We start from the raw sequence: 20,553 nt of genomic DNA on the forward strand, positions 1-20,553 counted from the left end.
CCTTGGCCGCGAACCCGTCAGATGTGGCTGCGATGGCGACAGACCGGTTAGAGCGCGTCGCGCAGGGCCTTTTCCAGCGCATCGGCCACCGGGGCGATGTTGGCGTGGTAGGAGAGCGGATCCTCGAGCCCCGGCAGCAGGTCGTCGAGGTTCCCCGAGTCCGATATGGCGACCTCGGCGATGTGGCTGCGCCCGATGGGGTCGGCGTAGTCGTGGAACTTGCCATCCGTCGCTTCGAGGTTCGCGCTGAACTTGAGCCGGAGGTTCGGGATGCCGTAGCAGTCGGCGGCGATGAGTCCGTGCAGGCTGGAGGAAGCGATGAAATCGCATTCGCCGATCCGCTGCAGGGTTTCGAGCGGCGGCGCGTTGACGGGAATGTTTACCGCGCGGGGCGTGTTCTCCAGCACCTTGGCGAGGCCCGGCGCATCGGCATCGGTGTAATGGGCGATGACACCCCAGCGGTACTTCTTTTCCGGCCCTGGCTGAACGAGCCGGTCGAACAGCAGGCCGGGGTCGCCGAAGGGCACGGCAGGGTTGCCGAGCCGCTGTGCGGTGCGCGGCCCGCGCAGGGCGAGGGGCTTCATGTAGAGCCGCGAGATCGGCTTGCCCGGCATCAGGCAGCCGGAGCCCCAGACGAGGACAGGGTCGAACCGGCCATGCAGGACGCGCTTCATCCGCCGTTCCGCGATCATCTCGATGATGCTGCCGATCGCCGCCATGTCGCAGCCGGAAACGCGGGCGTGCACCACCTTGCGGCCGGTGAGTTCGGCCACCAGCATGGGCGAGATGTCGTCGCCGAAGTTGACCTCTCGGTTCCGACGTCTGCTGTAGAAGAGCTTGATTTCACCTGACATGACGTGGTCGGACCCGAAGTTGCAACGCGGGGCGGCCCGCTTTCGAGGGTCCAGTCTGGATACCAGCGCGCGGGGTGTCCAGTGCCTGTTTTGCGCGCCGCTCTGGGCAAGGCGGCGGAACGGATCTATCAAGTCGCACCGGAATGCTGGGGAGCAGGGAATGAGCGAGCGGAAGGTCCTTATTGCGGGCGGCGGAATCGGCGGGCTGGCGCTGGCCCTGACGCTTGAGCAGATCGGCGTGGACTGTGTCGTGTTCGAGGCGGTGCAGGAGCTGCGACCGCTGGGCGTCGGGATCAACATCCAGCCGAACGCGGTGCGCGAACTGCTGGACCTCGGGATCACCCGCGAAGACCTCGATGGCGTCGGCCTGCCCGCGAAGGAGTGGGCCCTGGTCGGGCTGAACGGCAACGATATCTATGCCGAGCCGCGCGGGCTGCTGGCGGGCTACAACTGGCCGCAGTATGCCGTGCATCGCGGGCAGTTCCACATGCTGCTGCACCGCAAGTTCGTGGAGCGCGCGGGGGCGGACGCGGTGCGGCTGGGTGCCCGGGTGACCGGCTATCGCAACAACGACGACGGCACGGTGACCGCGATCATCGCACAGGCCGATGGCAGCAACACGGAAGAGACCGGCACGCTGCTGATCGGGGCGGACGGGATCCATTCCAACATCCGGGCGCAGATGCATCCCGATCAGCCGCCGATCCACTGGGGCGGCGCGGTGATGTGGCGTGGCACGACCCGGGCGAAGCCGATCCGGTCTGGTTCGTCCTTTGTCGGGCTGGGAACGCACCGGCAGCGGATGGTGATCTATCCGATCTCGCAGCCGGACGCGGAGGGCATGGCGATGATCAACTGGATTGCCGAGGTGACCTATGACTCGCCGCCCGACCGGCCTACGGGCTGGTTCAAGCCGGTGGGCATCGACGATTTCGCGCATCATTTCGATGGCTGGACATGGGATTGGCTGGATGTGCCCGCGCTGCTGCGCGGGGCCGATGTTACCTATGAGAATCCGATGATCGACCGCGACCCGATCCCGACGTGGCAGGACGGGCGCGTCGCGCTGATGGGCGATGCGGCCCATGCGATGTACCCGACCGGGTCGAACGGGGCGAGCCAGGCGGTGATCGATGCGCGGACGCTGGGCGCCCGGATGGTCGAGCTGGGCGTGACGCCCGAGGCGCTGGCGGCCTACGACGAGGCGCTGTGCGGGCCGGTGTCGCAACTGGTGCTGCGCAACCGGGGCGCGGGGCCCTTCGGGCTGCTGAACATGGTCGACGAACGCTGTGGCGGGGAATTCGAGTCCATCGACGACGTGATCCCGGCGGAGGAACGCGCGGCCTTCATGGCGGGCTACAAGGCCGCCGCAGGCTTCGCGATCGAGGCGCTGAACGAGGCGCCGCCGACCATCGCGCCGGGGGCAAAGGCGGCCTGAGTCAGGATCGCGCGGCGGCCCGGAACCGGGTGAAGAGGTCGGCCTCGCCCATTTGTCCGCCCTTCAGGATCAGACGCATTCCGTCAAGGTCGGGCGTGTCATGGCGCGCGCGGCACAGTCCGACGCCGGGCGAGAAGGCCTCGAGGTAGTCGATGGCGGTGAAGCCGAGAAGCCCGCAGATGCGGCTCGATGTGTCGCCGCCCGCGATCCCCAGCCAGCCGACGGGGGAGGTCGTGACGATCTTGGCCAGCAGCTCGCCAGAGGCCAGCGCGAGGTGGTCGGGCGACATGTTGTAGTCGAGTTCCGGATCGGTGTGCAGCAGGACGGGCGTGTCCGAGGCCAGTGCCGCGGCGGCGGTGGCGATGGTCTGCCAGCTGTTCGCGAGATCGGAGGGCAGGATGCGGATCTTGCTGAAGCCGTCGGCGGCCTCGACCTGTGCGCGGGTCACCGAGGACCGGCTGCCGGCAAAGACCAGAACCCGGCGATTGGCGGGCGGCGCGGCGGGCTCCGGGGTTCCGGAGCCGGGGTCGGCTGCGGTGAGAACCTGAGCGACCGAGCTGGCACCGACCAGCAGGCGGCGACCGGACAGGGGGCCGACTCCGCGCGCGATGCGGGTGATATCGTTGCCATCGAGCACGTCGAAGAGGGCGCGCAGCGGGAGGGTCGGTGTGCCGGCGCAGGTCACCAGCGCGAGATCGTCGAGGCCCTGCGCGGACAGCAGGAGGCGCAGGTCGGCCTCGGTCATCGGGGTGACCGGATGCTGCGCCATGACCGGGTGACGGTCGATGCGATAGGTGACGCCATCGGCCGCGCGGGCAAACAGGTTACCATAGACGCAGTGGCGCCCGAGGTTCGGTTGCCCACCGATCACCGCCAGATGCTCGGGGGAGAACCGGCGGGCGAGGTCGTTGGTGACTGCCCCGATGGAGCCGATTGTGGGCGAGGAGTCGAAGGTGGAGCAGACCTTGTAGTGGACCGTCTGCGGATCGAGCACCGCGATGGCGGGCCAGAGGTCTTCAATCACCTGCAGCGCGGCCTCCGGGGACAGGGCGCGCAGGGCGGTGGCGATGCCGACCGCATCGAGGCCCTCGCATTCGGCTGGCGTGGGCGCGCGCAGGAACAACCGCGTGCGCCAGCCCGCGCTGGCGAAGGTCGCCAGCGTGTCGGACGCCCCGGTGAAATCGTCGCCGATGAAGACGGCGCGAACCATCAGCGTTTGCCGAAGAAGTCGATGGCCGCGGCGAGGGCCGGACGGGTTCTCGCCGCCTCCGCCAGTGTCTCGCCCGCCGTCAGCGCCTCGTAGGCTTCGCGCAGCGAGGCGATCCCGGCCTCCGGCCCCTGCGGGTGGGCAAGGATGCCGCCACCGCACATGAACATGAGGTCGGGGCCCTGGGCGGCTTCCAGCGTGGAGGGCAGGGTGCCTGCCCACTGACCGGAGGAGAACGCGGGCATGACGCGGTCGTCCGGGCCGCCCTCGGACAGCGGGGCGAGGCAGTCGCGGGCGGCTTCGGTCACTTCCTCGGCGCTGTCGACGAACTTGCCGCCGATGCCGTGGACGTGCATGTGGTCGATCCCGGCGAGGCGGTAGAGCGCGTGGTAGGCCTGAAACCCCATGCCGAGGCGGGGGTGGCGGCTCATCGCGCCGAACCCGTTGCGGTGGGCGTGGATGGCGAGCGGTGTGTGGGCGCGCAGGGTTTCCATGCCAGAGAGACCGCACCAGTTGAGGCTGGCCATGACGCAGGAGCCACCTTCCGCCGCAACAAGGTCGGCATGGCGGCGCATGGCGTCGGTCTCGTCGGTGATGTTGAAGGCCATCATCACCTGCCGACCGGTTTTCTCCTGCCACTTGCGGATCACGGCCATGACGGCGGGCACGCGTTCCGCGATAGGCGCGATATCGGGGTTGGCGCAGACCTCATCATCCTTGATGAAGTCGACGCCCGCCGCGCAGAGCCTGTCGACCAGCGCGGCGATGTCCTCGGGTGTCATGCCGACGTTGGGCTTGATGATGGTGCCGAAGACAGGCCGCCCCTCGACCCCCATCGTCGCGCGCGAGCCTACGATGCCCTGCGTCGGCAGGGCGTAGCGGTTGCGGTACTCGGCCGGGATCGAGAGCGACATCAGCTTGAGCCCGGTCACCTCGCCGATGTCGTAGAGGTTGCCCGAGACGGTGGAGGCCAGAGTCGCGAGGTTCTTGCCTATGTTGCCGGTCGGGTAGGCGATGCGCACGCGGGCGAGGTGGTAGGGCCCGCCGATCTTCTTGCGCTCAAGGTAGGCCGAGGCGAGCGTCGGCGTGTCGCCATCGCCAAGGGCCTCGACCGAGAGCACTTCGGCGGCGGAACGGGCGCGCAGTTCATCCGTCTCGCCCGCGACGCGGACGAAGGTGCCGCTCGACTGTTCGCCAGCCATGGTGGCGGCGACCTCTTCGGGCGGGAAGGGGGTTTCCAGCAGGTATTCGGCAGTGACGCGGGTCATCGGATCAGAGCTTGCTGAGGTCGGGGAAGGGGCGGATCGGGTCGGACCCGTCCCAGCCTTCGGAGGCGGCGCGGATCATGTCGAACATCTTGCCCTTCGGCCCCATGACCTCGGAGAGTTCGATGACGGTGCCCGGATGATGTTCCTCGGCGAAATAGGCGAACCGCCCGTTCACGCCGACGCAGCCGGACATCCTGAGGGTGAAGCCCCGGCCCAGCATCATTGCCAGATCCTCGTCATATTGCGTCGTCCAGAAGGCGACATGCTGGAGCCCGCGCAGGCCCTTTTCCTTGAAGTCGCGATACATCGAGGGCACGTCGTTGCGGGTCTGGATCAGTTCCACCTGCATCGGGCCGGAGTTGGCCAGCGCCACGGAGTTGTGCGGCTGATAGCTCTGGCCGTCGTACTGGTAGTCCTCGATGGGGACCTGCGGGTTGTAGAACCACGGGCCGACGCCCATGACCTCGGACCAGTGCTTCATACCGGCTTCGATATCGTCGACGACATAGCCGAGCTGGCGGATGGGGCCGAGAAAGGTACTCATGATAGGGCTCACTTCATTAGGAGGTTGGGCAGCCAGGTCGAGATCGCCGGAACGGCGGAGACGGCCAGCAGCGACAGGAACAGCGGGATGAAGAAGGGCATCACCCCGGCGATGACACGGGTGATCGGCATCCGCGTGATGATCGAGACCATGTAGAGACTCATGCCGACGGGCGGGGTCAGCAGGCCGATCATCAGGTTGAGGACAAAGACGATGCCGAGTTGCAGCGGGTCCACCCCGGCGGCGGTGAGGGCCGGTGCGATGATCGGGGCGATGATGAGGATGGCCGCGATGCTCTCCAGCACCATGCCGACGATCAGCAGCAGGATGTTGACCAGCAGCAGCAGGACCAGCGGGTTGTCGGACAGCGACAGCAGGAAGGCCGAGGCCTTCATCGGCACCTGGTCGAGCGTCAGAACCCAGGCGAAGAGCGCGGCGGCGGAGACGATGAACAGGATGTTGGCGGTTGCCTCGACCGTCTCGCGCAGGGCCAGCAGGGTCGCGCGGAAGGAGAGGCTCCGATAGACGAAGACGCCGATCAGCAGGGCATAGGCCACGGTCATGCCCGCGACCTCGGTCGGGCCGAACCAGCCGGACATCAGCCCGCCGATCAGCAGCACGGGGGCGAGCAGGGCCGGGAAGGAGACCACGAATTTCTTGGCCACGTCGGCGGCCTGCGGGCGGATGTCGTCGCGCGGCAGGTTCGAGACGCGGGCGATGATCGCGACCTGGATCATCAGAAGCGCGGTGATGACGAGCGCCGGGACGATGCCCGCCAGCAGCAGTTGCACGGTCGAGACATTGGCGACCGAGGCGTAGATGATGATCGGGATCGAGGGCGGAAAGATCGGGCCGATTGTGGCGGCGGCGATGGTGAGGCCCGAGGCGAATTCCTTGCGGTAGCCCTGTGCGGTCATCTGGTTGATCTGCACCGCGCCGAGCGCGCCGATATCGGCCAGCGCGGCGCCGGAGATGCCCGAGAAGATCAGCGAGACAAAGATGCTGACCTGCGCCACTGCGCCCCGGATGCGGCCGAAGAGCATGCGCACGAGGTCGAAGAGGTGGGTCGTGACGCCGATGGCGTTGAGCAGGCTGGCCGCGAGGATGAACAGCGGCACGGCGAGCAGCGGAGAACTGTCGAGCGCGTTCAGGCTGCGTTGGGCGAGGACCGAGACGGGCAGGCCCTGGGTCACGATCACGATGGCCGAGGACAGCCCGAGGCAGACCGCGATGGGCGCACCGCAGATCAGCAGCACGATGAAGATGGCGAGAAGGAGGGCGGTCATTCGATGGGTCCGATCTCGGCGTCGTCGGGGAAACCGGCAGAGGGCGCGCGGCCCCGGGCGAGGTTCGCCAGGCGATAGAGCGTGACGAGGGCAAGGAAGGCCGAGCCGAGCAGGGCGAGGGAGTAGTAGAAGTAGTTGGGCAGGCGCATCGCCGGTGTCAGGAACTTGCCCGCGCGGGGCAGGAATTCGGCAAAGCCCCAGAGCAGGAGGATGCAGAACGCCAGTGTGGCGAGGTCCGAGACCAGCGTGAGGCCGGTCTTTCCGCGCCCGCCCAGCATGTCGGGCAGGATCGAGACCGAGACCAGCGCCTGCCGACCGGCGAGCGCGGGGATGCCGACAAAGACGAGGCCGATGGAGCAGAAGCGCGCCAGTTCGTCGGCCCAGGGCAGGCCCAAGTCGGCGAAGTTGCGTGCGCCGACCTGCAGGACCACCAGCCCGGCCATGAGCGCCAGAAGCGCCATGCCGAGCCAGATGCCGACGAGGGAAAGCCGCGCGAGAATCGCGCGGCCCTTGCTTTCGGATGTCATCAGGAGACTGCCGCGATCTTTTCGTAGAGGTCGCCGAACTTCTCGCCGAAGCGTTCCTGCACCAGCTTGTTCACGCTCTCGCGGAAGGCGGCGAGGTCGAGCCCGTCTTCTTCGCCGATCACGGTCATGCCCGCGTCGCGCAGTTGCTGGGTTTCCGCTTCCTCGTTGTCGAGGATCGCCTTGGTCGCCTTTTCGCGGGTCTCGCTGGCAGCCTTTTCGACGGCGGCCTTCTGTTCGTCGCTCATGCCCTGCCAGACGTCTTCGTTCATCACGACGACCTCGGCGTTCGACATGTGGCCGGTCAGCATGAGGTGCGACTGGACTTCGAACAGCTTGACCTTGAGGACCACGTTCACCGGGTTCTCCTGACCCTGCACGACGCCGGTGGCGAGCGCGGTCGGCACCTCGGACCAATCGACCGGCACGGCGACAGCGCCCATGCCCTCGACGGCGGTGGTGTAGATCGGGAAGGGCACGGCGCGGATTTTCACGCCTGCGAGGTCGGCGGGCGACATCACGGCCTTGTTGCAGGTCAGGTTCCGGCGGCCGAAGTAGTGGGCATAGATCACCCGCACGTTGGCGGCTGCAATCAGGCCCTCGTTCAGTTCCTGCATCACCGGCGAGTTCACATCGGTCACCGCCATCAGGTGGTCGATGTCGCGGTAGAGGTAGGGCGTGTCGAGCGCGGCGAAGGGTTCGTAGAGCGACCCGAGCGCGCCGGCGGTGTTGTGCGAGAAGGCGATGGTGCCGAGCGAGACGGCCTCGGCCAGTTCCTGCAGCTTGCCGAGCTGGCTTGCCGGGTAGACGTCAACCTTGATGTCACCACCGGATGCCGCGCCGAGTGCCTCGGCGAACCAGTCGGCCTGCGCACCGGCGACCGAGGCGGGCTCGTTGTTGTGGCCATAGCGCAGAGTGGTCTGGGCGCGGGCGCGCATGGGCAGCGCGGCGCTGACGGCGGCGGCCCCGCCAAGGGCGAGGACAGAACGGCGGCCAAGCCGAGTCGAAGCGTGGGTCATGTGAATTCCTCCCTCAGAATTCTGATGTGTTTTGATGGCAATATGCCATCTCCTCCAGGTGTTCTGAAATGCATTTTATCAAAAACACCACAATTGTTGACCAAATTAGGTTTCCACTTCATGCTGAGTCAAAACAAAACTCATGATGGGTTTTGAGGTGTTTTGATGTGTAGTGAAAAAACGTCCTCCGGGACCCGGGTGCAGATGACCGACGTTGCCGAGCGCGCGGGCGTGTCGCTGGCGACGGTTGACCGGGTGATCAACCGCCGCAAGGGCGTGAAGGAAAGGACGCGTCAGCAGGTGCTGGACGCGGCGGTCGAGCTGGGGTTTCTGGGCACGGCCGAGATGGGCAGGTTCAACGCGGGGCAACAAGACAAGATCGTCTTCCTGCTGCCCGCCGGGACCAACCCCTACCTGCGGGATCTGGGCGAGCACCTGCGCGCGCGGGTCGCCGAGCGCGAGGACAGCGGGCCGCGCATCCGCTGTTTCTTTATCGAAGGGTTCAACGCGCGGGCGCTGGCCGAGGCGATCCGGCGCAACGCGGACTGGGCGGACGGGATCGCCTTTTTTGCCATCGACCACCCCGAGGTGCGCGAGGCCGTGGCGGAGGTGGCCCAGCGTGGAGTCCGGCTGGTGACCATCGTGTCGGACCTCGGCCATGCGGACTGCGACGCCTACGTGGGGCACGAGAACCGCTCGGTGGGGCGTACGGCGGGCCTGCTGATCGGACGGTTCGTCGCCGGACGCGAGGGCTCGGTGGCGCTGGTAGCCGGATCGCGCCATTACCGGGCGCACAGCGAACGCGAGGCGGGGTTCCTCTCGATCCAGGAAGAGTTGTTTCCGCATCTGCGGCTGGTCGGGATGCGCGAGGGGCACGACGACAGCGCGCAGAACTATCGCCACACCATCGCGCTGCTGGATCAGAACCCGGACCTTCTGGGCATCTACAACGTCGGCGGGTCCTCGGGCGGCATCGCGCGGGCGCTGCTGGAGCGGGACCGGCCCGATGTGGTGTTCATCGGGCACGGGCTGACGCGGGACACCCGCAACGCGCTGGTCGACGGCACCATGGACGCAGTGTTCAACACCGATCCCGAGACGCTGGTGGAGCGGGCCATTGACGCCATCGGCCAGCCCGGGCGGCCGGTCGCGCCGATGAAGCTCGAGATCATCTTTCGCGAGAACCTTCCTTAGGGGAATGCAATCGAAAGCCGGTTGCAATCGGGCCCGCGCTGCGCGAGTCACGGGGTTCAGAACGGAGAGCAGACATGCAGATCGACGCGAACGGGATCACCCTCGAAGTGGAAGACCACGGGCCAGCGGACGGGGTTCCGCTGATCCTAGTGCGCGGGCAGGGGAGCCAGATGGCGCACTGGCCCGCCTCGCTGATCGACGGGTTTGTCGCTGCCGGGTTCCGCACGGTGATCTTCGACAACCGCGACGTGGGCCTGTCGCAGCGTTGCGGCAAGCCGGGTGTCCCGGCGGATGCCGATGCGATTCTGGAACGGCTGCAGCGCGGCAAGCTGCTGGAACCTCCCTACCTGATCGGGGACATGGCGCAGGACGTCACCGGGCTGATGGATGCGCTCGGGATCGCGCGGGCCCATGTCTTTGGCATTTCGATGGGCGGGATGATCACCCAGCAGATCATGCTGGATGCGCCCGGACGGCTGCTGTCGGCGATCATCGTGATGTCGTCGTGCCGCCCGAACATCGCTGCGGAGGAGTCCGACCTTTCGGCGATGGTCGACCGGGCGGAACGGCTGCTGGTGCGGCCGCGCAGCCGCGAGGAATACCTGGACGACCAGGTGCGGGAACATGCCATGTGGGGCAGCCCGGGCTACCCGATGCCCGAGGCCGACATCCGGGCGATGGGTGCCATCGCCTATGATCGCGGCGTTGATGCGGATGGGATGAACCGGCAGATCGTCGCGCTGGCAGGCGCGCCGGACCGGCGCCCGGGGCTGGCCGAAACCGACCTGCCCTGCCTTGTCATTCACGGCGAGAACGATGCGCTGCTGCCGCTGGATCACGGACAGGAGATCGCCGATGCCGTACCGGGCAGCCGGTTTCTGCCGGTCGCGGGCATGGGGCACATCATCACCCCGGCGCTGGCGCCGCTGATCGTGGATGCCGTCAGCGGCTTTGTCGCCGGGCGGGACTGACCCCGCTCAGGCGGCGGGCTGGCGCAAGCCGAGAATGTCGCGCGCCTGCTGCCAGGTGGCCACCGGGCGTTCGTTGCGGTCGCAGATCTCGACCACGCGCTGAACCAGTGCGGCGTTGGAGGGGGCGAGCCGGTCGCGGTCGAGGCGCACGTTGTCTTCCAGACCGGTGCGCGCATGGCCGCCCGAGGCGACCGCCCATTCGTTCAGGGTGAGCTGCTGCGCACCGATGCCTGCGGCGCACCACGGCGTGTCCTCGCCAAACAGGCGTTTGACGGTGTGGATGTAGTAGTCGAAGACCTCGCGGTCGACCGGCATGGCGTTCTTCACCCCCATCACGAACTGGACATAGGGCGTTGCCGCGATCTTGCCCTCGGCATGGAGCTTGGCGGCCTGAAAGATGTGGCTGAGATCGAAGGCCTCGATCTCGGGCTTCACGCCATGCGCCACCATCTCGGAGGCGAGCCAATCGACCAGATCGGGCGGGTTCTCGTAAACCCGCGTCGGGAAGTTGTTGGACCCGACCGAGAGCGAGGCCATGTCAGGCGCCAGCGGTAGCATGCCGCCGCGCGTCTTGCCCGCGCCCGAGCGCCCGCCGGTGGAGAACTGGATGATCATGCCGGGGCAGTGCTTTTCCAGCCCTTCCTTGAGGCGGGCGAACTTTTCCGGGTCGGAGGAGGGCGTCTGATCGTCGTTGCGGACATGCGCGTGGACGATGGTGGCGCCCGCCTCGAAGGCCTCCTGCGTGCTTTCGACCTGCTCGGCCACGGTGATCGGAACTGCCGGGTTGTTTTCCTTGGTCGGCAGCGATCCGGTGATTGCGCAGCAGATGATGCAGGGGCTGGTCATGACGGCTCTCCTTCGGTCAGACGTCGAAGAATACGGTTTCGTCTTCGCCTTGCAAGCGGATGTCGAAGCGGTAGACCGGGGTCCCGTCGCGCTCGGACCGCGCGGCGATCAGGGTGGCGCGGCGGTTCTCCCACTCGATGAGGTTCAGCACCGGATCCGTGGCGTTGGCCTCTGCCTCGTCGGAGAAGTACATGCGGGTGTTCAGGCCGATGTTGATGCCGCGCGCGACGATCCAGAGGTTGAGGTGCGGCGCCTGCGTGCCGACGTTGCGGCCCCGGGTCTTGCCCGGCTTGACGGTGTCGAAACCCCATTCGCCGGTGTCGAAGTCGGTGATCACCCGGCCCCAGCCGCGGAATCCGTCCTCGACGGGACTGCCGCCCTCGGGGTGGGCGTAGTTGCCCGCGGCATTGGCCTGCCAGACTTCGAGCAGGACGTCCTTGATCGGGGCGCCCATGCCGTCGATCACCCGGCCCTCGACCCGGATGCGTTCTCCGGCGGCGTTCGGGCCGGCGATGTCCCAGCCGAGTTCCTGCTTGTAGATGTCGAAGCCCGCCGCGCCGGGGGCGAGACCGATGTGGACGTAGGGGCCCGCCGTCTGGGAGGCGGTCTCGCGCAGGTAGTTGAGGTTCTGTGCCATCGGATCAGTTCCCTTCCAGTCGATTTTCGAAGAGCGTCGAGCGGCGGCCGCGCAGCACGACGTCGAACTTATAGGCCACGCTGTCGAGCGGGATGGTGGCGTTCAGGTCGAGCCGGGCGATCAGCTGGTCCACCGCCTCGGGGTCGGGGATGGTCTGGATGATCGGGCAGATCGGCAGGAAGGGATCGCCTTCGAAGTAGAGCTGCGTGATCAGGCGCTGGACAAAGCCCGAGCCGAAGACCGAGAGGTGGATGTGCGCCGGGCGCCAGCTGTTGACGTAGTTGCGCCAGGGATAGGCGCCGGGCTTGATGGTGCGGAAGAAGTAGTAGCCGTTTTCGTCGGTCAGGGTCCGGCCGCAGCCCCCGAAGTTGGGGTCGATCGGCGCGAGGTAGGTGTCCTTCTTGTGGCGGTAGCGCCCGCCCGCGTTGGCCTGCCAGATCTCGACCAGCGTGTTGGGAACGGGGCGTCCGTTCTCGTCGAGCACCCGTCCGTGCAGGATGATCCGCTCGCCGATGGCGCTCTCGCCGGGCTTGGCGTAGTTGAAGATCAGGTCGTTGTCGCCAGCGTCGATGTCGTTGTGGCCGAACACCGGGCCGGTGATCTCGCCGACAGAGTTCTGCAGCGAGATCATCGAGTACCGGGGGCTGCGCGCGACGCTGGTCTTGTAGCCCGGCGTGTGGGCGGGCGGGTGCAGGGTGCGGTCGCGCTGGTAGAATTCTCCGGGGGTCGTCATTCCTCTCCCTCCATTTCGGCAAAGGTGGCTTTGGCCAGCTTGATGGCGTGGTTGGCCTTGGGCACGCCGGCGTAGATCGCCACGTGCAGGAAGGCCTGCATGATGTCGTCGCGTGATGCGCCGGTGTTGGCGGTGGCGCGGACGTGCATCGGGATTTCGTCGAAGTTGCCGGTCGCGGCGAGCAGCGCGAGGGTCAGCATCGAGCGCTCGCGGCGGCTGATGGTGTCATCGGCCCAGACCGTGCCCCAGGCGCCCTCGGTGATCAGGGTCTGGAAGGGGAGGTCGAAGGCGGTCTTGGCGGCTTCGGCCCGGTCAACATGGGCGTCACCCAGGACCGCACGGCGGGTTGCCATGCCGGTATCGTATCGCGTTGTCATGTGATCCTCTCTCTTTCGGAGAGGGATAACCTATCAGTCAGGGGAGTGAATATTGACGGTTCTGGAAATATGCATATCAATTTCGGTATGAATTTTGATGCCGCGCTCCGCCTTCGCCATATCCGCTGCTTTCTGGAAGTGGCGCGCGCCGAGAGCGTTTCGGTTGCCGCAGAACGGCTGCACATCACCCAGCCCGCCGTGTCGCGCAGTCTGAAGGAGCTGGAGGAGATGCTGGGTGCGCGGCTGTTCGACCGGGTCGGGCGGGGCGTGCGGCTGAACGAGGCCGGGCGAGTGTTCCAGGCCCATGCGGCCTCCTCGATGGTGGAACTGCTGCGGGGACGCGACCGCCTTGCCGGGGCAGAGGTGACCGTGCGGCTGTCCATCGGGATGCTGCCGACAGCGGCGGCGGATATCGCGCCGCGCGCCGCGTTGAAGTTTCATCAGGAGGTGCCGCACGCGCGGGTGCATGTGCTGACCGGGCCGAACTGGCTGCTGTTCAACCAGCTGCGCGAGGGGCGGCTGGACCTTGTGGTGGGGCGGATGCCCGAGCCCTCGGTCGCGGTGGGCGTGACCTTCGAGCAACTCTACTTCGAGGACGTGGTGCTGGTGGCGCGACCGGGGCACCCGATCCTGTCGGAGGCCCGGCCGGAGCGGCACATTGCCGAGCAGACGCTGGTGATGCCGCCGCCGGGTGCGGTGATCGCCAGCACGGTGGATCGCTACCTGTCGAGCATCGGGCTGCCCGAGATGCGGGGGCCCATCGAGACCGTGGCGCTGCCGGTCGGGCGCAAGATCGTGCAGGTCTCGGACGCGCTGTGGTTCATCTCGCGCGGGGTGGTGGCGGACGAACTGGCGCAGGGCGTGCTGGTGGCGGTGGGGCTGGCCTCGCCCTTGCTGTCCGGGCCGGTCGGGATCAGCGTTTCGCGCAGCGCCCCGATCAGTGCCGAGCGCAGCCATTTCGCCGCCTGCCTGCGGCAGGTCGCGGCCGAGACGCACTGAGCGCCGCGTCAGTCGGCAAGCACCTCGCCGGGGACCAGCGCCCGGAACCGTTCGGGCGCGATACCGGCGGCGGCGAGGGATTTCTGCAGCAACTCGAGGGGTTCTTCGCGCGCCTCGTCGGTCAGCTGGAAGGTGCCCCAGTGCATCCCGACCGCCCTTTGCGCGCCGATGTCGAGGAACATCTGGACCGACTCTTCGGGTGCGACGTGCTGGGCCGACATGAACCACCTTGGCTCGTAGGCGCCGATGGGCAGGATGGCGATGTCGGGCGCGCCGTGGCGCGCGCGGATGTCGTGGAAGACGGCGCCGTTGCCATAGCCGGTGTCGCCCGCGAACCAGATCTGCGCCTCGGGCGTGTCGATCCAGAACCCGCTCCAGAGCGCGTGCCGGCGGTCGCGCACCCCGCGCGAGGACCAGTGGTTCGCCGGGGTCAGGGTGGCGGTGACGCCCGGTGCGAGGGCATGGCTGTCGTGCCAGTCCCCGGTTTCGACACGGGCGCCACGTACGCCCTTGCGCACCGTCGCGTCGGTGCCGAGGGGCATGATCATCCGGGGGCCGTGTTCCCTGTGCAGGCGCTTCAGCGTGTCGATGTCGAGGTGATCGTAGTGGTTGTGGCTGAGCAGGACCGCGTCGATGGGCGGCAGGTGTTCGAAGTCGATCCCGGGCGCGGTCACCCGGCGAGGCCCGGCAAAGCGAAGGGGGCTGGCGCGGTCCGACCACACCGGATCGGTCAGAAGGTTCAGCCCCGCGACCTGGATCAGCAGCGTTGCGTGGCCGACCATCGTCAGGCGCGGTCTGGCGCTGCGTTCGGGCGGGATGCTTTGGGTGACCGGAACGGTGCTGGGCCATTTCGCCCGCGCACCGCTGCGTTGCCAGCGCCAGAGGTCCCGGAACGAACGGTCGGTGACGGGCTGGCCGGGAGAGTGGAAGCGGGTCCCGTCGAAATGGTCGGTGACGGGGCCGGAGTAGTAGCGGTTGCGGGGCATCGTGGAGTCTGATCCCTTGGGTCTCTGTCCGATGTAGGCGCTAACCTGTCCGACGCAAGCCGTGCACGGCCTCAGCTCTTGTCCGCGAGAAAGAGCTGGCGTGTGGTGCGCCAGGCCCGTTCGACAAGGTCGGCGGTGACCTTGGCGGCGCGGTTGCCGTCGCCGGAGCGGATCGCCGAGATCATCCGGTCGTTGCCGTCGATCATGTCGTCCAGAACCGTGGTGGCGCTGCGGTAAGCGCGGAAGCGGTAGCGCAGCGCGGACTTGTCGAGCTGATCCATCAGGCGTTGCAGCACGGAGTTGGCGCAGCGGGCATGCATGAGGGCTGTCATCTGGACGTTGGCCTCGAACCCGGCAACGAAATCGCCGCCTGTTCGTGCGCGGCGCATGGCCTCCAGAGGAACCGTGAGGTCATCGGCGACGGCCACGTGATCGGGTCGTTCCGCCAGCAGGCGGCTGCAGGTCGCTTCCAACGGAATCCGGCAGACGGTGATCTCGTCGAGGTTCGCGACCGACATCTCGGTCACGCGGGTGCCGAGGCGGGGGCGGCGTTCGACGAGGCCGCGCCCCTCGAGCACCTGGAACGCCTCGCGCAGGGGCGAGCGGGAGATGCCGAAGCGGGCGCAGACCTCGAGTTCGCGCAGCTTTTCGCCCGGCGCGAAGACCTCGCGCACGATCGCGGCTTCGAGCCGGTCGGCGACCTCGAGCCCGATGGGCCGCAGGCTGAGGGGTTCGTCGAGATCCGCCATGACGGCGCTCACTCGCGTCCGAAGACGAGGTCGGAGACCGTGACGAGGACGAGGGTGAGCAGGATCGAAACGGTGGACACGGCGGCGGCCTCGGGCGTGAAGTTGAATCGCAGGTAGTCGTAGAGCTGGATCGGCAGCGGCGCCGACCCGGCCCCCTTGAGGATGAAGGATATCCCGAAGGTATCGAAGCTGATGATAAAGGCAAAAATGCCGCCGGTGGCCAGCCCCGGCGCGATCAGCGGCAGGGTGACGCGACGGAAGGCCGTGTAGCGCGAGGCGCCGAGGGTCCGCGCCGCCAGCTCGACGGACTCGTCACGCCCCTGCAGCGAGGTGGTCACGTTCAGGAAGACGAAGGGCAGGGTCATCAGGACGTGGCCGGTGAACAGCGCGATCTGATGCTCGGTGCCGATGCCGATCTCGTAGAAGAAGAACAGCAGGGCGATGGCGGTCAGGATCTCGGGCAGGATCAGCGGGAGCAGCATGCCGACGCGCACCACCTCGGCCTCGCGGGTGGCGTGGCGGACGAAGTAGAGCGCGGCCATGGTGCCGATCACCAGCGACACGGCGGTTGCGCAGAGGGCGAGGACGGCGGAATAGATGATCGCGTCGATGAAGACGTCGTTCTGCAGGAAGGTCCAGAACCAGCGCAGGCTGAGGCCTTGCGGCGGGAAGGTCAGGAAGTTGCCGGCGTTGAGCGAGGCCAGCACCACGATGACAATGGGCGCGAGCAGGAAGACGTAGACGGAGACCCGGATGAAGGTCAGCAGCGGCGTGGCGAGGCGCATCGGTCAGGTCCACTTCATGCGGGTGAGGCGGGCGAAGATCAGCACCACGATCCCGGCGCTGACAGCGAGGATCAGCGCCATCGCTGAACCGAAGGGCCACTGGAACTGATCTATCAGGGCGTCGACGACCAGCAGGGTGGTGGTCTTGACCCGCATCCCGCCGACCAGCGCGGGCGTCACGTAGGACGAGATCGCGAGCACGAAGACGAGAATGCAGCCGGACTGGACCCCGGGCATGGAGACCGGGAAGGTCACGCGCCGGAAGATGGTGAAGCGGCTCGCGCCGAGCGAGCGCGCGGCCTGGGTGATCGCCGGGTCCATCGCCTGCAGCGCCGAGAGCAGGGGCAGGACCATGAACGGCAGGAAGACATGGGCGAGGGCGAGGACCACGCCGAAGTCGTTATACATCAGCGGCAGGGGTTTCTGGATCAGTCCCATGTTGCGCAGCGTCGAGTTGATCACGCCGGAGTTGCCGAGGAGTATGGTCCAGCCGTAGCTGCGAACCACGATGCCGACCAGCAGCGGTGACAGGACGATGCCGTAGAGAAACCCGCGCCAGCGCTTGGACGCAAAGGCGATGTGGAGCGCGACGGGGTAGGCGAGGACGAGGCAGACCAGTGTCGTGAGCAGACCCAGGAACATGGTCTGCGGCAGCGACATCGCATAGTAGCTCTCGTTGAAGAAGTGGGTGTAGCCCTCGAGGCTGAAACCCTCGCCATAGGGCTGACCCTCGGCCGGGGCGCGGAAGCTCATCACCAGAACGGTGATGTAGGGCAGCACGATGAACAGGAAGATCAGCGCCGCCGAGGGCGCGATCAGCAGGCTGGCGCGCAGACGCTTCATTGTGCCGGGCCCTTCGGATCGGGGATCGGCCAGAGCCGGGCCGGGTCGAAGGCGAGGGCCACGGTCTGGCCTTCGGCGACGGTCTGGGTGGTGGGGCCGAGGACGACGAGGGGGCCGCATTGGGTGTCGACGTGGTACTCGACGTGGCCGCCGCTGAAATAGCGCTTGGAGATCTCGCCGCCGAGATGGCCTGCGCCGGGGTCCGTCAGGGCGATCTGTTCCGGGCGCGCCATCACGCGGAGGCGGCCGTTGGCCCAGGGCGCCGGGCTGTCGACCCGCAGCGCGCCGCCGCCCGGCAGGGCGAGGTCGCTGCCGGCAGCATCCTTGCCGGTGACCGCGAGGTCGAGGATGTTGGCATTGCCGACAAAGCGCGCCACGCGCTCGGAGGCGGGGTGGTTGTAGACTTCCTCGGGCGGGGCGGCCTGGGCGATTTCGCCGTCGAACATCACCACCACGCGGTCGGACATGGTCATGGCCTCGCCCTGATCGTGGGTGACGTAGATCGTGGTGATGCCGACCCGTTTCTGCAGGTCGCGGATGAAGCCGCGCATCTCGTCACGCAGCTTGGCGTCGAGGTTGGCGAGCGGCTCGTCGAGCAGCAGGATCGCCGGTTCGATCACCAGCGCGCGGGCCAGTGCGACGCGTTGCTGCTGGCCGCCGGAGAGCGCCTTGGGAAAGCGCTCGGCATAGGGGGTGAGCTGGACCATCTCCATCGCGCGGGCGACGCGGGTGGCGATCTCGGACTTGGGCACCCGGCGCATCTCGAGCCCGAAGGCGAGGTTCTGGGCGACCGTCATGTGGGGAAACAGGGCGTAGGACTGGAACACCATGCCGATATCGCGCTGTTCGGGCAGGCGGCGCGAGATGTCGGTGTTGTCGAAGAGGATCTTGCCGTCGGAAATATCTTCGAAACCGGCGATGCATTTGAGCGTCGTCGACTTGCCGCAGCCCGAGGGGCCGAGCAGCGAGACGAATTCGCCGTGGCCAACGCTGAGCGAGATGCCCTTGAGCGCGATGGACTTGCCGTAGGATTTCACGAGGGAGAGAAGCGAAACTTCCGTCATGTGGGTCGCGCCGGTCCTTGGTTCAAAAGCCCGCACCGTGGGGACACGATGCGGGAAGTTTCAGGGGAGGGAATTCGGGTGGTGGACGTCAGGCGCCGAAAATCTCGTTCCAGCGGCGCGCGATTTCCTCGGCATTGCTGTTCATGAGTTTCCAGTCCCACTTGATGAACTGCTCCATTCCGTCGCCGAAGACCGGCACGTCCCTTTGCAGGTCTTCGGGAACCTCGAGCGTCTTGTTGACCGGCGATACGAAGAATTCGCGCATCAGCAGGTCCTGCCCCTTGGGGCCGAGGACGAAGTTGAGGTACTCGTAGGCCTGTTCGCGGGCCGGGGTGTTGGCACAGATGTTGAAGGTCTGGTCCCACATCATCAAGCCCTCTTCGGGGATGATGCATTCGACCGGCAGGCCCTGATTGCGCAGGCGTGCGATCTCGCCGAAGTCGAAGGGCGCGACCGCGATCTCGCCGGTGGCCATCGCGGTGCTCATGTTGAAGTCGGTCTGATAGACCGGCCCCAGTTCCTTGAGCTTGGCAAAGCCGGTTTCGAGGTCGTCGATGCCCGAGCCGTAGATCATCGAGGTCAGCATCAGGAACATCTTACCGGCCGAGTTCTTGATGTTGTATAGGCCGAGGCGGCCCATCAGTTCGGGGTTGTCCCAGAGATCCTTCCACGACTTCGGAGCCTCGGACACCATGTCGGTGCGATAGCCGATGCCGATGGGAGAGATCAGGCCGACGGCGGCCCAGCCGTCGGATGCCTCGGTGGCGACCGGGTAAAGGTCGGCGTAGTTGGGCACGAGGTCGAGATCGAGTTTCTCGAAGAAGCCCTCGTCGCGCAGGACGGTGGCATAGATCTCGTTGGTCATCAGGCAGCCGTAGGGCGGGTTCTCCGCCCCGGCGGCGCGCAGGTTGGTGGTGTAGGTCCGGCCGAGGCCGATATCGAGCTGCGGGTCGACCCCGGTTTCCTCGGTGAAGGCGGGGACGAGGATGTCACGCCAGAACTTTTCCCACGAGCCGCCATAGGTCGTGATCACCAGCTTTTCCGCTTCGGCGCGCACGCCGGGAACCCCGAGAACGGAGGCCCCGCCGAGCGCGACCAGCGCCTTGAGCATGTAACGTCTGTTGATATCGGTCATTTTTGTTTTCCCTGTTGTCGGTGCCGGACGGGTGCCTTCGGAGGGGAAGGCCGTCAGGACGCTTTCTTGCGGTAGTCGTAGTTCTTGTTGAGCCTTTCCAGCAGATAATCCCCGTAGAGGACCGGCTCCATCTGAGGTGTCTCGCCCGCGTCGAGCATCGCGGGGGGGCATTCTACCAGGGCACTCATCGACGGGTCGTAGAAGAAGGGTTGCGAGTAGCGGTCGCGGCGGCTGAGGTTGCGCACGCGGTGCGGGGTGGAGACGAAGCGGCCGTTCGACCACTTGGCCAGGATGTCGCCCACGTTCATCACGAAGGTGCCTTCGATCGGGGGCGCGGGGATCCACTCGTTGCGCTTGTTGCGCACTTCGAGGCCGCCGACATTGTCCTGCTTGAGCAGCGTCACGAAACCGTAGTCGGTATGCGGAGCCGAGCCGAACAGTTCTTCCTCGTCGGGCTGCTCGGGGTAGTGCAGCAGCCGCAGGAACAGGGTCGGGTTGTCGAAGTACTGTGCGAACCAGTCACGCGGAAGTCCGAGGGCCTCGGCCAGACCGCCGGCGATGCGCTCGCCCAGTCCGGTCATCTCGGTCATGTAGGCGCGCGCGGTCTCGGCCACCTCGGGGAGCGATGCGGGGAACTGGTTGGGACCCTGCAGCGGCTCGCCCGCATAGGGCGCGTCCTCGGGCACCTCGTGCATCACCATCAGGCTCTCGGAGCGGTTGGGCTTGGTTACCTTGGCGACCGAGGAGGTGACGATGGTCGAGGTGGACATCGGCATGTAGCCGCGGTGGAACGCGTTGATCTTGAGCGCCAGCTTGTCGTCCATCGGCAGGTCGTGGAACGCCATGTTCATCTGGCGCATCTGCTCGACCAGCTCTTCGGAGACGCCGTGATCGGCGAGGTAGGCAAAGCCCGAAGTCTCCAGCGCCTCTTTCAGCGCGGCAACGGTCTTGGCCCGGTCGGCCGGGTCCGCGCCGTCCGCCAGCCCGGCGAGGCTGACGATGGGAATGTTGTCGAAATCGCCTTTCATCATGCGTCTCCCTTTTGCATATTGTATACAGAATGCAGCATTGACGCCGAGGAAAGCAAGAATTTC

Annotated in this window: 22 protein-coding genes; 4 read left to right on the plus strand and 18 right to left on the minus strand. The window is 66.8% G+C overall.

Annotation, left to right across the window (positions count from 1 at the left end):
• Window positions 1-47: 47 nt before the first annotated feature.
• On the minus strand, window positions 48-854 hold the full coding sequence (locus tag DDT93_RS16335) for a polysaccharide pyruvyl transferase family protein (RefSeq protein ID WP_109466939.1): 807 nt from the start codon (window positions 852-854) through the stop codon (window positions 48-50).
• Between the two features lie 160 nt (window positions 855-1,014).
• On the opposite strand from DDT93_RS16335, the gene DDT93_RS16340 reads away from it, so the two are divergent.
• Window positions 1,015-2,292 (plus strand): flavin-dependent oxidoreductase, encoded by a 1,278-nt coding sequence (locus DDT93_RS16340; RefSeq protein ID WP_109466940.1) that lies wholly within the window; start codon window positions 1,015-1,017, stop codon window positions 2,290-2,292.
• A gap of 1 nt (window position 2,293) precedes the next feature.
• Here DDT93_RS16340 and DDT93_RS16345 read toward each other — a convergent pair whose 3' ends face one another.
• The 6 genes from DDT93_RS16345 to DDT93_RS16370 are packed head-to-tail and all read right to left on the minus strand — an operon-like array spanning window position 2,294 to window position 8,140.
• On the minus strand, window positions 2,294-3,502 hold the full coding sequence (locus DDT93_RS16345; protein ID WP_232825480.1) for a four-carbon acid sugar kinase family protein: 1,209 nt from the start codon (window positions 3,500-3,502) through the stop codon (window positions 2,294-2,296).
• Window positions 3,502-4,767 carry a ribulose-bisphosphate carboxylase large subunit family protein gene (locus DDT93_RS16350; RefSeq protein ID WP_109466941.1) on the minus strand — a complete coding sequence of 422 codons (1,266 nt, stop codon included), beginning with the start codon at window positions 4,765-4,767 and terminating at the stop codon, window positions 3,502-3,504. The genes DDT93_RS16345 and DDT93_RS16350 overlap by 1 nt, the downstream gene beginning before the upstream one ends.
• 4 nt (window positions 4,768-4,771) lie before the next feature.
• Window positions 4,772-5,311 (minus strand): VOC family protein, encoded by a 540-nt coding sequence (locus tag DDT93_RS16355; RefSeq protein WP_109466942.1) that lies wholly within the window; start codon window positions 5,309-5,311, stop codon window positions 4,772-4,774.
• A gap of 8 nt (window positions 5,312-5,319) precedes the next feature.
• Entirely contained in the window at window positions 5,320-6,597 is a 1,278-nt protein-coding gene (locus DDT93_RS16360) for a TRAP transporter large permease (protein ID WP_109466943.1), read from the minus strand.
• The gene (locus tag DDT93_RS16365; protein WP_109466944.1) at window positions 6,594-7,124 is read right to left on the minus strand and encodes a TRAP transporter small permease; all 531 of its coding nucleotides are present in this window, start codon (window positions 7,122-7,124) and stop codon (window positions 6,594-6,596) included. The genes DDT93_RS16360 and DDT93_RS16365 overlap by 4 nt, the downstream gene beginning before the upstream one ends.
• Window positions 7,124-8,140 (minus strand): TRAP transporter substrate-binding protein, encoded by a 1,017-nt coding sequence (locus DDT93_RS16370; protein WP_109466945.1) that lies wholly within the window; start codon window positions 8,138-8,140, stop codon window positions 7,124-7,126. Before DDT93_RS16370 ends, DDT93_RS16365 begins: the two co-directional genes overlap by 1 nt.
• 204 nt (window positions 8,141-8,344) lie before the next feature.
• Here DDT93_RS16370 and DDT93_RS16375 point away from each other — a divergent pair, with 204 nt between their 5' ends.
• Together DDT93_RS16375 and DDT93_RS16380 are read left to right on the plus strand one after the other, a co-directional pair.
• Window positions 8,345-9,334, plus strand: coding sequence for a LacI family DNA-binding transcriptional regulator (locus DDT93_RS16375; protein WP_109466946.1), 990 nt, complete (start codon window positions 8,345-8,347; stop codon window positions 9,332-9,334).
• A 74-nt stretch (window positions 9,335-9,408) separates the two neighbouring features.
• Window positions 9,409-10,305: an alpha/beta fold hydrolase gene (locus DDT93_RS16380; RefSeq protein WP_109466947.1), complete on the plus strand. Its 897-nt coding sequence runs from the start codon at window positions 9,409-9,411 to the stop codon at window positions 10,303-10,305.
• 6 nt (window positions 10,306-10,311) lie between these two features.
• On the opposite strand, the gene DDT93_RS16385 is transcribed toward DDT93_RS16380, so the two are convergent.
• From DDT93_RS16385 to pcaC, 4 genes are read right to left on the minus strand one after another with little or no spacing between them, the layout of a single operon-like run.
• Window positions 10,312-11,151: a BKACE family enzyme gene (locus DDT93_RS16385; protein WP_109466948.1), complete on the minus strand. Its 840-nt coding sequence runs from the start codon at window positions 11,149-11,151 to the stop codon at window positions 10,312-10,314.
• Between the two features lie 16 nt (window positions 11,152-11,167).
• Window positions 11,168-11,788, minus strand: coding sequence for a protocatechuate 3,4-dioxygenase subunit alpha (gene pcaG / locus DDT93_RS16390; protein WP_109466949.1), 621 nt, complete (start codon window positions 11,786-11,788; stop codon window positions 11,168-11,170).
• 4 nt (window positions 11,789-11,792) lie between these two features.
• Window positions 11,793-12,521, minus strand: coding sequence for a protocatechuate 3,4-dioxygenase subunit beta (pcaH, locus tag DDT93_RS16395; protein WP_109466950.1), 729 nt, complete (start codon window positions 12,519-12,521; stop codon window positions 11,793-11,795).
• Window positions 12,518-12,898, minus strand: a complete 381-nt coding sequence (pcaC, locus tag DDT93_RS16400) for a 4-carboxymuconolactone decarboxylase (RefSeq protein WP_109466951.1) — start codon at window positions 12,896-12,898, stop codon at window positions 12,518-12,520. The genes pcaH and pcaC overlap by 4 nt, the downstream gene beginning before the upstream one ends.
• 87 nt (window positions 12,899-12,985) lie before the next feature.
• On the opposite strand from pcaC, the gene pcaQ reads away from it, so the two are divergent.
• A complete protein-coding gene (gene pcaQ / locus DDT93_RS16405) occupies window positions 12,986-13,897 on the plus strand; it encodes a pca operon transcription factor PcaQ (protein ID WP_157960199.1) in 912 nt (303 codons plus the stop codon).
• 8 nt (window positions 13,898-13,905) lie between these two features.
• On the opposite strand, the gene DDT93_RS16410 is transcribed toward pcaQ, so the two are convergent.
• The 7 genes from DDT93_RS16410 to DDT93_RS16440 all read right to left on the minus strand — a co-directional run bounded on the left by DDT93_RS16410 (window position 13,906) and on the right by DDT93_RS16440 (window position 20,487).
• Window positions 13,906-14,883, minus strand: coding sequence for an MBL fold metallo-hydrolase (locus tag DDT93_RS16410; RefSeq protein ID WP_109466953.1), 978 nt, complete (start codon window positions 14,881-14,883; stop codon window positions 13,906-13,908).
• Between the two features lie 71 nt (window positions 14,884-14,954).
• On the minus strand, window positions 14,955-15,632 hold the full coding sequence (locus DDT93_RS16415) for a GntR family transcriptional regulator (RefSeq protein ID WP_109466954.1): 678 nt from the start codon (window positions 15,630-15,632) through the stop codon (window positions 14,955-14,957).
• Between the two features lie 8 nt (window positions 15,633-15,640).
• Window positions 15,641-16,417, minus strand: a complete 777-nt coding sequence (locus DDT93_RS16420; protein ID WP_109466955.1) for an ABC transporter permease — start codon at window positions 16,415-16,417, stop codon at window positions 15,641-15,643.
• Between the two features lie 3 nt (window positions 16,418-16,420).
• Window positions 16,421-17,260: an ABC transporter permease gene (locus DDT93_RS16425; RefSeq protein WP_109466956.1), complete on the minus strand. Its 840-nt coding sequence runs from the start codon at window positions 17,258-17,260 to the stop codon at window positions 16,421-16,423.
• On the minus strand, window positions 17,257-18,324 hold the full coding sequence (locus DDT93_RS16430; protein WP_109466957.1) for an ABC transporter ATP-binding protein: 1,068 nt from the start codon (window positions 18,322-18,324) through the stop codon (window positions 17,257-17,259). Before DDT93_RS16430 ends, DDT93_RS16425 begins: the two co-directional genes overlap by 4 nt.
• An 88-nt stretch (window positions 18,325-18,412) precedes the next feature.
• Entirely contained in the window at window positions 18,413-19,459 is a 1,047-nt protein-coding gene (locus tag DDT93_RS16435) for an ABC transporter substrate-binding protein (RefSeq protein WP_109466958.1), read from the minus strand.
• 53 nt (window positions 19,460-19,512) lie between these two features.
• Complete coding sequence (locus DDT93_RS16440; protein WP_232825481.1) at window positions 19,513-20,487, minus strand: isopenicillin N synthase family dioxygenase; 975 nt, start codon at window positions 20,485-20,487, stop codon at window positions 19,513-19,515.
• Between the last annotated feature and the right edge of the window lie 66 nt (window positions 20,488-20,553).

Source organism: Albibacillus kandeliae (assembly GCF_003116585.1).
Classification (GTDB): domain Bacteria; phylum Pseudomonadota; class Alphaproteobacteria; order Rhodobacterales; family Rhodobacteraceae; genus Albibacillus; species Albibacillus kandeliae.